The organism is Haloferax sp. s1 (assembly GCF_058382125.1).
The window spans coordinates 1-11,610 of record NZ_JBZRPK010000717.1 but is presented as its reverse complement, the minus strand read 5'-3'; the positions used below and the strand labels follow the sequence as shown (position 1 = coordinate 11,610).

Annotated in this window: 16 protein-coding genes and 1 pseudogene; 3 read left to right on the top strand and 14 right to left on the bottom strand. The window is 57.6% G+C overall.

Going from position 1 to position 11,610, the window contains the following annotated elements:
• Nucleotides 1-1,133 (top strand): annotated as a pseudogene (locus QT222_RS20635) (hypothetical protein); the annotation flags it as partial.
• Between the two features lie 81 nt (nt 1,134-1,214).
• Nucleotides 1,215-2,111 carry a phosphoribosyltransferase HisG-related protein gene (locus tag QT222_RS20630; RefSeq protein ID WP_004056690.1) on the top strand — a complete coding sequence of 299 codons (897 nt, stop codon included), beginning with the start codon at nt 1,215-1,217 and terminating at the stop codon, nt 2,109-2,111.
• A gap of 30 nt (nt 2,112-2,141) precedes the next feature.
• On the opposite strand, the gene QT222_RS20625 is transcribed toward QT222_RS20630, so the two are convergent.
• From QT222_RS20625 to QT222_RS20610, 4 genes are all read right to left on the bottom strand, one after another.
• The gene (locus tag QT222_RS20625) at nt 2,142-2,441 is read right to left on the bottom strand and encodes a hypothetical protein (protein ID WP_491478240.1); all 300 of its coding nucleotides are present in this window, start codon (nt 2,439-2,441) and stop codon (nt 2,142-2,144) included.
• 116 nt (nt 2,442-2,557) lie between these two features.
• Nucleotides 2,558-3,517 (bottom strand): hypothetical protein, encoded by a 960-nt coding sequence (locus tag QT222_RS20620; protein ID WP_491478239.1) that lies wholly within the window; start codon nt 3,515-3,517, stop codon nt 2,558-2,560.
• Nucleotides 3,518-3,915: 398 nt separating this feature from the next.
• Entirely contained in the window at nt 3,916-4,911 is a 996-nt protein-coding gene (locus tag QT222_RS20615) for a hypothetical protein (RefSeq protein WP_491478238.1), read from the bottom strand.
• 42 nt (nt 4,912-4,953) lie between these two features.
• Nucleotides 4,954-5,565 carry an ArsR/SmtB family transcription factor gene (locus QT222_RS20610; protein WP_004056694.1) on the bottom strand — a complete coding sequence of 204 codons (612 nt, stop codon included), beginning with the start codon at nt 5,563-5,565 and terminating at the stop codon, nt 4,954-4,956.
• Between the two features lie 209 nt (nt 5,566-5,774).
• Between QT222_RS20610 and QT222_RS20605 the strand changes: the two genes are divergently transcribed.
• Entirely contained in the window at nt 5,775-6,500 is a 726-nt protein-coding gene (locus QT222_RS20605) for a hypothetical protein (RefSeq protein ID WP_491478237.1), read from the top strand.
• Nucleotides 6,501-6,503: 3 nt separating this feature from the next.
• Here QT222_RS20605 and gvpM read toward each other — a convergent pair whose 3' ends face one another.
• From gvpM to QT222_RS20555, 10 genes are all read right to left on the bottom strand, one after another.
• The gene (gvpM, locus tag QT222_RS20600; protein WP_004056696.1) at nt 6,504-6,764 is read right to left on the bottom strand and encodes a gas vesicle protein GvpM; all 261 of its coding nucleotides are present in this window, start codon (nt 6,762-6,764) and stop codon (nt 6,504-6,506) included.
• A gap of 6 nt (nt 6,765-6,770) precedes the next feature.
• Nucleotides 6,771-7,739 carry a gas vesicle protein GvpL gene (gene gvpL, locus QT222_RS20595; protein ID WP_491478236.1) on the bottom strand — a complete coding sequence of 323 codons (969 nt, stop codon included), beginning with the start codon at nt 7,737-7,739 and terminating at the stop codon, nt 6,771-6,773.
• A complete protein-coding gene (locus QT222_RS20590; protein WP_004056698.1) occupies nt 7,732-8,085 on the bottom strand; it encodes a gas vesicle protein K in 354 nt (117 codons plus the stop codon). The genes gvpL and QT222_RS20590 overlap by 8 nt, the downstream gene beginning before the upstream one ends.
• A 1-nt stretch (nt 8,086) precedes the next feature.
• Nucleotides 8,087-8,431 (bottom strand): gas vesicle protein GvpJ, encoded by a 345-nt coding sequence (gvpJ, locus tag QT222_RS20585; RefSeq protein ID WP_491478235.1) that lies wholly within the window; start codon nt 8,429-8,431, stop codon nt 8,087-8,089.
• A complete protein-coding gene (locus QT222_RS20580) occupies nt 8,428-8,916 on the bottom strand; it encodes a protein gvpI (RefSeq protein WP_491478234.1) in 489 nt (162 codons plus the stop codon). Before QT222_RS20580 ends, gvpJ begins: the two co-directional genes overlap by 4 nt.
• On the bottom strand, nt 8,913-9,563 hold the full coding sequence (gene gvpH / locus QT222_RS20575; protein WP_491478233.1) for a gas vesicle protein GvpH: 651 nt from the start codon (nt 9,561-9,563) through the stop codon (nt 8,913-8,915). The genes QT222_RS20580 and gvpH overlap by 4 nt, the downstream gene beginning before the upstream one ends.
• Nucleotides 9,563-9,814, bottom strand: a complete 252-nt coding sequence (gene gvpG, locus QT222_RS20570) for a gas vesicle protein GvpG (protein WP_491478232.1) — start codon at nt 9,812-9,814, stop codon at nt 9,563-9,565. The genes gvpH and gvpG overlap by 1 nt, the downstream gene beginning before the upstream one ends.
• Before the next feature lie 3 nt (nt 9,815-9,817).
• Nucleotides 9,818-10,459 carry a gas vesicle protein GvpF gene (gene gvpF, locus QT222_RS20565; RefSeq protein WP_491478231.1) on the bottom strand — a complete coding sequence of 214 codons (642 nt, stop codon included), beginning with the start codon at nt 10,457-10,459 and terminating at the stop codon, nt 9,818-9,820.
• Nucleotides 10,449-11,027, bottom strand: a complete 579-nt coding sequence (locus QT222_RS20560; RefSeq protein ID WP_491478230.1) for a PadR family transcriptional regulator — start codon at nt 11,025-11,027, stop codon at nt 10,449-10,451. Before QT222_RS20560 ends, gvpF begins: the two co-directional genes overlap by 11 nt.
• 3 nt (nt 11,028-11,030) lie before the next feature.
• Nucleotides 11,031-11,610: gas vesicle protein GvpD basic region 2 domain-containing protein (locus QT222_RS20555; RefSeq protein ID WP_491478229.1), on the bottom strand; the 580-nt coding region annotated here is incomplete at its 5' end.

Here is an 11,610-nt window from a genome sequence, read left to right as displayed (position 1 = left end):
CCCCGCGCCCACCGCCCGCGCCCACGCCGCCACCCCCCGACCCCACCCCCCCCGCCCCCGGGCCGGGCTCGCCGCCGGCCGCCGCGGGGGGCGGACCGGTCCCCGCGCGCGCGGCCGGGCTCCGCGGTGGCTGGGGGGGCGAGCCGCCCCGCGGGTTCCTGCGTGAGCCCGTCGCCGCCGGGACCCGCCGCAGCACCGACGTCCGCATCCGCCGACTCCAGTCGCAGATGGAAGACCTCGCGGCGTACTCCGACGCGCTCGCCGAGTTCATCGACGAGGAGGGCACGGCCGACGAACTCGTCTCCGAGTTCCGCGACGAGATGGCCGAGTTCCGTGAGGACCTCGAAGCACTCGACTCGATGGTCGACGGAGCCGTCGAGTCGGTCGACGACGCCACCTCGCGCCTCGAATCGGCGGAAGAGACAATCGCCACCGTCGACCAACGGAGCGAACGGGTCAAATCGAAGGTCGCCGATGCGGAGAGCCGCCTCGACGACCACGACGGCCGGCTCGAAGCCCTCTCTTCTGACCTCGATTCGAAGGGCGACCGACTGGACGACCAAGCTGAAACGCTCGAAGCACACGACGAACGGCTGGAAGGGTACGACGAACAGCTCGAAAGCCACGATGCGCGTCTGGAGGGCTACGACGACCAGTTGGATACCTACGACGAACGTCTCGAAGACGCCTCGCGGAACATTCAGGCTGGCTCCGCCCGTCTCGATAGCATCGAATCGACGCTCTCCGAGCGCGAGGGCGAATTCGGCTCCATTCGCGAACAGCTCGATACACTCTCCAATCGTCTCACCCAGACGACCGACCGACTCGAACGCGTCGAGAGCGACACGACCGATGCGCAGGAGACCGCATCGACGCTCCACGACGAAGTCGGAGAGATTCGAGAGGATATCGCCTCGCTCGACGGGGATATCGTCGACACGCGCGAATCCATCGATTCGCGCCTCTCGGACGTTCAGGAGCGTATCGAAGACGTTGCCGCTGGCGACGACATCGACGACCTCCGTGCCGATATCGACGACCTGAACGAAACCGTCGCCGAACTCGAAACCTTCCGCGAACGCCTCGCGGGTGCGTTCGGGACCGGGATGGGCGGCGAACCGGTAGACGAGTAAGCGACCGTCGCTAGATTTCACACTCGAACAGCGTTTTCCCGAAGCGCAATCTGTTTAGCGGGCCACCACATCCATCCGTTGATGACAGAGACGGTGCGCGTCGCCGTTCCGCGGAAGGGCCGCCCCCTCGAAGCGGTGCTCGAACGGTTCGCCACGACCGAGAGCATCGCCCAGGTGGCAGACGAAATCACCTCGACACTCCGATTCGAGAAGTCGGTCACGAAGGGCCATACCCATCCGGAACATGACGTGTACGAGCGACTCGCGGACTACAGCGACCTCGCGGACCCGACCGCGCCGGAGTACACACTCTTGCGCGACGACCGCGACGGGATGCCGCGGCGCATCGTCTTCGACAGCGTCGTCTTCGAACTCGACGGTGTGAATATCCACCTCGTCGGCCGAGAAGAGCCGTTTCGAGCGCTCAGAACCCATGAATTCGGGCTCGGGTTCGACAGCGCCGACCTCGTTCTCGAAGAGGTCGTCAAACTCCGACCTGACGGTCTCGGCAGCATCGAGGACGTGAACTCCCGTATCGACCCGATGGACACCGACGTTCGGGTCGTCTCCGGACTCGGGGACACGGTCTATCACACGCTCATGGCGGACCCCGAAATCCTCCCACCGGGTTCGGACCTCGACCGGGACTTCGTCGCCGATTACGCGGGTGACTTGTGTATCTCGCCGCGATACGAGCGACTCGTCGAGGCGGTCCTCGGGACACGGTGTCTCGACGACGTTACCTTCGCGTACCCCAACGGTGCACCGGAAGAAGAGGCTGCCATCGCGGAGACCGGTCTCGGCGTGTATCTCACGATGACCGGTTCGACCGCCCGCGAACACGGCTTGGTCCTCGGTGAGAACCTCTTCCCGAGCGAGACCGTCCTGATGGAGAACGTCGCAGAGGCGACACCCGCAGCCGAGACGGTTAAACGGGTGATTTCGTCGCCGGAGTTAGAGACCGAACTGGCGGTCTAATCGAGCGCAAAAAGAATCAGAACTGCAATTCTATATTAGTGGGTTTGGTGGATAGATGGAGAGTCCTCTTCGGATGCCATACTCGAGGATGGCAACAATGCCAACGAAGATGACAAAAACGAACCAAACACCGAGATAAAGCGGTGTGAAACTCTCCATGGAGGGTGAGAAATGGTCGTAAAGGCTGTAGGATGTGAATACAGTGGTCAATATCCCTGGGAGTAGCAGCTTGTATTGGAGAAGTAGATAAGATGAACCTGCACCTAAGACAAACATGCCGAATATCTGAAGGAATTTATAGAGGAAGAGTTGGGGACCTTCAGCATCCATAGACAAATTCAGTAGATAATACCCATTGAAATAGACAATAACCGCGTTAATAACCCCGATAGCTACTGCGATTCCAATTCGTTTATTCATGGTTTACTATCGTGTGGATTATGGCCCTACTGAGTCCTTAGCATTGCGATATTGCCATTGTGGGACTCCCAGTCGGAGCCATTATTGAGGCTAGACCGTGCTGGGTATCGGGAGGAATTATCCATCCAACAGCCAACGATTTCCTCCCTTGCATCGTCGAAATGCCAATTGTCGACTTTGACCCCTTGATTATGGTTCAACGGATCTCGATGAGCCTGTCCAATTACATCGTATGTGTCATGGCCGATATTGTATAACCTCACGTGCCACTGTTTTGTGAATTGGATACGGTCCATCACGTGTTCTGCAGTACTCTTTACCGTCCCGTCATCGTTTATGTAGCGGGGTTCTTCAGGCAACCAATCGTACTGAGTCCAGTTACACGTCCCTTCTAAGAATGATTTTACACTCCCTGCCGAGCCTATATCCTCCCACCCAATATTGATTGGTCCCTTCCGTGCCTGTTTGTCGCGGGCATCGGACGACGATTTGTAGTGATACAGTGGAATCTCATCGATGAGGTGTGTCTGTGTAGTCGCATCTCCGCTACTGGCACGGCGAATCTGGTGGATCTTCTTTTCAGCGTTGTTATGTTCTTTCGCTGTCCCGATTACCAGCTTATCAGCGACTGAAATCGTACTCGCTTCTTTCTTTTTAATATCATCGGATAGCCACTCCTTGGGAATCTTTTCCGGTTCAAACTCAATAACTGGGTTACCGTACCTCTCGTTCAGGTCACTACTAGTGAATTTGTGGGTATACGTGTATGTGTCCCCGTTTGACCGATACTTATGGATTGAGCGCCCTTTTGCATATATCGGCAGTTGTTTGTCGTTATCAACCGCAGCGATTCCTGCTGGGCTTCCTGAACTCTTTGTCTGGGTACTGTTCTCAGACTGATCGTCTGCAGCAGCAACTCCGGAGCCGAAGACTACTGATGCGCCGATTCCCTTTACGAAGGACCTTCTGTTAATCTTCTTCTTCATAGTCGCCAACACATGCCTATAACACATATTATTTGTCATGTTGGTTGAACAACATGTTATAAGAGATAGCCGACTGAATCACACGGATTACTCGAACGACCTTCTGCCGGAGAGTGTTGCCTCTCTCCGGAGTAAGCAATCAGAACCACGTCTTCTGGTGACGACGACTATAGTAGCGTTTGCAACTGGTTACACACCCGGCCGCACGACAGCGGTCGATCGAGTGTACAATGACTTGCAAACGCTACTATAACTAGTATTCCCCATGCGTGGGAAATCTCGTGAACGCCGTTTACGGCGAGGAGAATGTCACTTTGCTTCGACACCACGTTGAGTCGAATTCAATTCGGCACCCGGTATCGCTGTGAGACAATCGCTGCTCAGGAACGGTTGTGGCTTTAGTTCGACTCGTTCGACTCGTTACCCTCTATATCGCCACAGTACATCAGCGTCGACATCGTCGCTGCCTTTATTCCGCCGTCCGCCTGGAGGGAGATAGCGGTCGTCGACGCGTTGCAGTCGAAGTTCGACTCCTTGATGTCGACCGATTTAGTGGCTTGTTCGCCGTCACCGTCGGCACCGCGTTCGACCTTCGCGACGTACTTCCGGGCCTCGGTCAGCGCCACGTCGAGACGTGCACCCGGTTCTAGCTGATACGTTCCGCCGAACGCGACCGCTTCCTCGTCCGTTTCGAGCGAGAGCGTGACTGTTTCGAGCTTTTTGGGGTCGTTTGACTCTTCAGACTCGTTCGACGCTTCGGTCTTTTCGGACTCTGCAGGCGGGTTCGAAATCGACACGGAGTGCGGTTTGGTCATGTCGTCCGGCAGCGAGCCGTCGCCGACCGAGACGGAAACCGAGTCGTCTGCGGGGATAACCGGCGGCTGGCAGGCCATTCGCGTCGACCCACCGGAGACCGATATCTCGCCGTCACCGGGCGAAAACGCCGTCCACGATTCGTTGCAGTCGAAGTCGTCAGGCGTGAACGTCTCGGTCGTCGTCGTTTCCGCGTGAACGTCAGTCACGGTGACCTCGTACTCGGCGGGGAGACGAAGGGCGACGGACACGGTCGCGTCGGTCTGGAGTTCGTAGGTTTCGACGTGTCCGTTCCCGAGCGCGGGCGACACGTCGATTTTTGCGGTCCACGGCTTCGATTTGGGGTTCGTGAGCCGAACGTGATGCGGCTTTAGCATCCCGTCGGTGTTCGTGGGAGCCTCTCCAACGACCGCGGAGAGTCGTTCGCCCGTCTCGACGGTGACCGCGTCGGTGGGCTCCGGCGTCGGGTCGGGTGTCGAGTCATCAGAGTCGCCGTTTTCGTCGTCTGCGCTTGCGGTACAGCCTGCAAGTGCCGCTGCGAGACTGGACCCGGCAGCAGCGATGAAGGTTCTTCGTTGCACACTTTCCACGACGAACGGGGATGACTTTACCCTCTGTAAGACTCAAACGCGTCTTTGAGTCCACACGACTGCGATACTCACGAGGAGTGTCAACAGTACGCCGACAGCGAGGACGAGTGCACCGGGTCCATCGAGATATCCGGCGAAGAACGCGGGAGAGAAGATGTCGGCGGACCCCGGTGCGTGAACTACTCGCGGGCGCGGTTGTCGTCTGGTCCACAACACCTGCACGAGGAAGCTCCCGACCATCGTTGCGCCGACCCCGGTGACGAGCGTCCGGAGTCCCGATGCGAGCCGAGGTTTGGTTCGCTCCGCTCCGGCAAAGAGAACGACGGCTGAGCTGGTCGGTCCGTAGACTGCCATCTCTCGCCCCTGCGCCGAGACCCACGTGGTCACCGGCTCGACGAGGTTGGCGTCCATCAGACGGTCGAGGTGGTAACTAACGGTCTGAACGGTCGTATCGAGCGCATCGGCCAACTCGGAGGCTGGACGCGGGTCGTCGTAGACGGCGGCAAGGAGTTGTCTCGAAGTTTCTGATGATAGCGCCGAGAGAACATCGTCGGCCGCTGGGTCGTCGAGTGCGACGAGATTCGGTGCTAACTCTCTATCTCGAATCGATTCGGCTGCTGGCTTCAGCGGAAGCAACGAACTCACGGTCTCGGGCGTCGTTATCGCTCCGAGAATAAAGAGTCGAGTATGAGTCAAAGAGTCACTTGAGTCCACTCAGTGCGCTGGTTCGTACCGCTTTGTTATCTAAACCCACGACGAGTACGATAGTAAGAATGTGGTTAACGCTGTCAATTCCGCCGTCTCGCCGGTAGTACTGTCATCGTAACTAATTGTGTAGGATGTGGATAGTTACCATGGCGATTGACCCGTTCGAATTAATTGCGCGTTTCTTCGGCATCGACCCCGACGCATTACGGCGGTTACAGGACGATGATGGCGACGCCCCGGACCTCGAAGCACTGTCTCACTTCCTTGGCATTGACCAAGGTGTGTTGTCAGACATACAGGAGTTGTCTGAACGAGACGACGTCGAGTGGGATGCTGTCTTCGATGTCGACGTGAGCGAGATAGACGGCGCATCGCGGTCTCCTCGGCGTTCACGCCGTGGGGTTAGTATCCGACCGGGCCGCGGTCGGTCACCCGGAGGTCAAACCCAGGAGGGACGCCGTAGACAGCGGTGGACATGTGCAACCTGCCAGCGAGCGTTCCTCACTCGCCGGGCGCTCCAGCGGCACTACGGCACTAACCCGGACCATTCCAAAACCGTCATCGACATGCGGGATATCGAACCGGAGCAGAACAGTAGTGGGTGGGTTGACGCCAACTGGGTTGCATTTGACGACCGAGTGGAGACGTTTATCGTCCTCTCCGAAGAAATCAAAGCGGAAGACATCGCTGTCGAATATCGAGAATCTGCTGGATACGTCGAGGTCGCTGGAGAACACGAGGAAACCATCGACACGAGCGCTATCTCCGACCTGATTCAGGGAGCGGTTATGTGGCGACTAGAAGGTGGTTATCTACTGATTTCGTTCCCAACCAACGAGGGTGACTCCTCCGAAGTAGACGCAGAGACGTAACTATCACTTGCCGTTCTTTTCGTTCGGTACCGGAATGGTTCGCCCGCCGGTCATCGAACGCTGTCGATGGGTTGCATCCCAATTTTCGAACATGCCGTACGCCGTCATCGTCGTCATGCCGGCAATCGCGGCCCGGAGACTAATTCCGAGTAAGGGAATGTCGGCGACGGTCACGATTACGTCCGCTTGAATTACGGCCCCGTCGCGCAACAGCACGTCGACGAACTCGACAATGGCGTGCGTCTCGTCTTTTGTTGGTTCCATCGTGTCTCACCCGAGGTCTGGTGCAAACGTGTACGGTGGCCACGGTCCGGTGAACTTGATGCTCACTCCGTCCTGCTCGACGATTTCGTCCAATCGGTCACCAAGTGCGCTTTCGTTTTCTTCGTCCGCGAGAACTGCCAATCGGGTGACTTGCTCCCTTTCTGTCGGGGTGGTATCTTCTGCGAGTTGTGAGCCGGACCCCTGTTCGAGTAGCTCTCTTACGACGGGGCGAACTGTCTCTTGCAGCGTCGCCGTGAGTTCGGCACGACGGTTCTGTTTTCGTTCGCGAAGTCGCTTATCGTACTGTTTTTTGAGCAAAAACGACTTTCCGGAACCGGCCTCTTCTTGACGCTGCTGTAACTCCTGTAACTGGTCGTCCTCGTCTTCGATTTGGGCTTCGAACGTTGATGGCTCCCAGAACAGATGAATCCGATATTCCCACGTACCCGCGAACGATGTCAGTTCCTCGCGGACCGTGTCGTGATTTTCGTGTAACCACTGGGTGACGCTCGTGTCGCCTCCTTCGAGAATCGTATTGAACCGCATCGGCAACGGCGTCCCGAATACGTCGCTCGCCGCGTCGACGACGTGTTGGTGTCTGAGCACCCACTGTTTCACCTGTTCTGGACTTTCTGTGTCGTATATCCGCTCGCAGTCGTGGACGACGGCACCCACGCTTTCGCCTTCGATGACGTACACGGTGTTGTCGTCGACACCGGTCGTAGACCAGTCAACCGTCGCTTGCTCCGACTCCTGCTCCGACCCTGCCTTTGACTCCTGCTCCAACCCTGCCTTTGACTCCTGCTCCAACCCTGTCTCTGACTCCGCGGTCGTCGTGTTTATCAGGCAGTACAGGTACCGTCCATCGGTAACCGTCCGCTCTTCGGGTTGTTCGTTCTTTCGCCCCGTCTCTTGTTTTGCTGTCTCTTGTTCTGTCGCCTGCTCTGTCGCCGAACCCGAAGACTGCTCAGTCATTGGACGCACCACCGGAGTTGAATAACGAACCGTGGGACTGTCTCGCTTCGCGACCGGAGAGTTGTTCGATGGCGTCGCGAACGACGTGGTCGAGGTCATCTTTGAAGTCGTCGACGGCCTCGTCGATGTTCTCCTGTTCTTTCAGCCCTTCGAGCTCTTTTTCGAGGGCGTGTAGCTGCTGGCCCAGTCGCTCGATTTCGGCATCGGAGAGCGACCCGGATTCCATCCGTCGTACGGCCTCCTGTTCGAGCGCCTCGACCAGCAGTTCGACAACCGTCACGACGAGCGCCGTGAGTCCGCCCTGAACGTCCTCTCCGTTCCCGTCTTCGCCGATTTCCAGCTCCACGTTACTCTTCCTCCTGTGGCGCTGTATTCGATACCGACGCGCCCGCTTCTCCGGGTAGTTCGTCCATCTGCTCCGATTCCGACCGTGTGTCCAAACTGCGTGATTCATCGGGCGAAATACCCGCCGCCTCTTCGACGCGTTCCATGTCTGTTCCGGTCGGGAATTCGAGACCGTACTGGGCCGCGGTTTCGAATGAGGCGACGGCCGCCCGCAATTCGATGCCGAGCAGCTCCGTGTCCCCGATGCTGACCGCAATATCGGCGTTGATGACCACACCCTTGTCTAACAACATCTCCAGCATCTCGGCGAGGTCACCCTGCGAGCGCGTTGGTTTAGGAGAACTCATTCGTCGGCACCTCCTCGTTGGCGCTCTGCTTTGGGTGCCCGAGTCACCGCTACCGTCACCGATTTGTCTTCGCTCGCGGTCGTTTCACGGTGGAGACGTAACCCGTACAGTCGCTCTCGGGCCGGTACAGACGAGTATTTAGGTAGCTCCGGAACCGTCGAATGCGAGTTTCGAACCGCGTTTTCGGCGTTCGTCTTTTGTGGTGGCAGCGTCGAGTGTGCCGTTGGATTCTTCGTCCCGCCCGTCTCGTTGTCACGCTGCGACTTCGATTGGGTGCCTCGTTGCGTCTCCGATTGAGTGTCATGTTGCGCCTTCGATTGATTTCCACGCCGCACTTCCGACTGACGTCGATTGCGGGCCCGACGTCGTGCGAGCTTTTTCCGCTGTCGAAGAAGCTTGCTTCGTGCCTTGTCGCGGTTAATCTGCGCTTTCACCTGTGCTTGTCGCGCTTTCTGCTCGTGTTTTTGGTGTTGTTTACCAGTCATTTAGACTCACTTCCGTTGGACTCGTTCGTCCGAGTCAGCCGGATTTCGAGAACCTGATTCTTGAGCCTCACATCGGTTATTTCCACGTCCGGCTGGTCGAGCGGGACGCGCCCGACGATTCCCTCGTCAGTCCGCAGTTCGAGTGCCGACTCGTCAGCATCGAGTGTAACGTCGAGTTCGTCGTCAGCCACCCCGGGCAGGTCCGCGATTACGACACGTTCGCCGTCGTCGGTTTCTCGCGTCTCGATGTGAATCGATTTCTCGCCTTCGGGCTGACTGTCTGTCCCCTCCGTTCGGGGCGCTTCAACCCGCGGTTCGTCGCTCGGCTTGCCCCTTCGCGACCGGGGTCCAAGTCCAAAAGAGACCTCGTAGTCGTAGTCGATTTGGGCGTTTCCGCGGTCGATACGACCATGTCCCTGCCGGTGTCCATCCTCTTCAATTTCGGCAAGTGTCTCTAGGATGGCTCGTAACTGGTCGAGCAAGCTGCTCGGATGGTCGGACGGCCTGTCTGGTGTTTTGTTAGGTCTATCGTCAGGGGTGTCGGGGTTGCCGGTGCTGTTAGATTCGTCAGGTCTGTCTGAGTCGTCAGGTTCGTCGGGTCTGTCTGAGTCGTCGGAACCACCGGGTCCATTTAGGTTGGGGGACATCAGCGTTTCACCTCTATTCGGCCCTGCATTTGGGCCTGAATTCGTTCGGCTGTCTCCAGTCGTGCTTCGAGTTGCTGCTTGCGTTGCTGGTAGTCCGTTTCCGACCGCTCACCGATTTCGTACAGCAGTTGGTTTTCCTTTATCTCGCCTCGAATCTCTTCCATGTCGTTCATCTCATCGAGTGCCATGGTGTGCAGGATGTCCAAGAGTGAGAGAAACGGATTTACCAGCAGGTCGTCCACGAGGAACATCCATTATCGCCCCCGCTGCTGGTCGGCACCGATGTGAATATCCACGAAGTTGTAGGGAGCCCACGGTCCCGTGTACTGAACCGTCAACTCGTCGCCGTACTCTTCTTCGATAGTATCGATTGCGGCGTCGAAGTCGTCTCGGCGGTCACGTGCGACCAGATACGACTTGTTCACTACCAACCGGTCGCTAAAGAGGTCGTTCTCGGTTTCGTTGATGCTCAACTCGGAAAGACGGTCACCGATGTCCGCCTGAATCGCGTCGTGTGACACGCCGTCTTCGGAACTAGTGATAATTTTTACGCCGAGTTCGACCGTTCCTTCGATGTCGTTGAGCGCGCTTCGGAGGGCACGCCGTGCCCCTCGCATGACCCCCTTCAACGTGCGCCCGTTTTTGAACGCCATCCCGAAACTCATCGGAACGACCGTCCGACCACCGTCGTACTCCAGTACGTGCTGGAGAACGGTATTGTGCACTTGCACGTCCTCGTCAGTGCGTTCGGGGTCCGTCGTGTCGATGTCGGAGACGACGGCCGATAGTGTCCGGTAATCGACCGTGTAGACGCGCTCTGCTCCGGCTACTCCGTCGATTTCGAGTTCGATGTCTTCCTGTTCGATGACGCCGTAAGTGTACAGATTATCGCTCATTGGATTCACTCCGTTGGGTCTGCAAGTAGCGGGCGTTACAATCAATCATCAGCGCCTTCAGCACGAGCGAAAACGTGACCAGCCGATTCACCGCTGGCTCGACCGTGTCGAAGGTGGCTTCTGCGTCTGAAATCCGGTAGACTTTCCGCTTTGCTAACTCGGTCATGTCGAGCATTCCCTCGTCCGCAAGGTCGTTTAAATGGGGGTAGACGGTACCCGGACTCAAGTCCGTGCCGAACAAGCGACGGATGTCCTGAAGGAGTTCTTTTCCGCACGCACCGTCTCGGATAGCAATCAGTAGCAGTAAAATCTCGTCTAACTGCGCAACGACGTCTTTGTCGTTTATCGTGTGGAGGTAGCTTTCGTCGAGCCACCCATCCATCGTGGCAACCGCGTCGTCAGTGAGCGGAGTCTCTGTGTACTGCGGCGAGGAATTACCCCTCCCCGAGTGGGCTGTGTGTTTCGATTCGAAGTCAGCCGTAAGCAACGAATCAACATCCGAAACGGTGAATGTCATTTCAGTGTCAGTTTTAATCTCTTTCCGAAGTTCCTCGATGAGCCGTTCCATCTGTCACACCATCTCCGTTAGAATGATTTCGGGAATCGGTTGTGACCTGTCGATACCAATGCCGAGAAGCGGGGTCAGCGGATTTTCGCCGTACAGCATGATGGCTTCGCCCGACCGCTCTAGCCGAAAGTGCATGTCTGCGACGCGGTCCGCCCGCCTTCGGAGTTCGGTTCCTGGTTTCGTGATGAGAATCGCCAGGTCGTTGTGGAGCGCGACGTAATTCGCGAAGTCGCCTAACCGAGTCTCGAACGCCGTTCGCGCCGTGTCCATGCTGATGACGTGCAGCAGGGGTCCATCGCTCTGTTTTCGGACCTCTTCGACGTATTCCATGTACGGTTCGTAATCGAGTTGGCCTCCCTCGACGGGTGACTCGAGTTCCTTGCCGATTGTCGTGGAACGTTCAGTATCCACAACCTCGCCCGGCGCAGGAGGATTTTCTTCTGAGAGTTCCGTCTCGACCTTCTCTGAGAGCTCTGTCTCGGTTCCGACAGGACTCTCCGCATCGGATGGGGTTGCCGTCTGCGACGTATCGAGCGGTGTCTCGACTTGCCCGTCTTCCTCGTACGTTCCCCTGTTTCGGGAC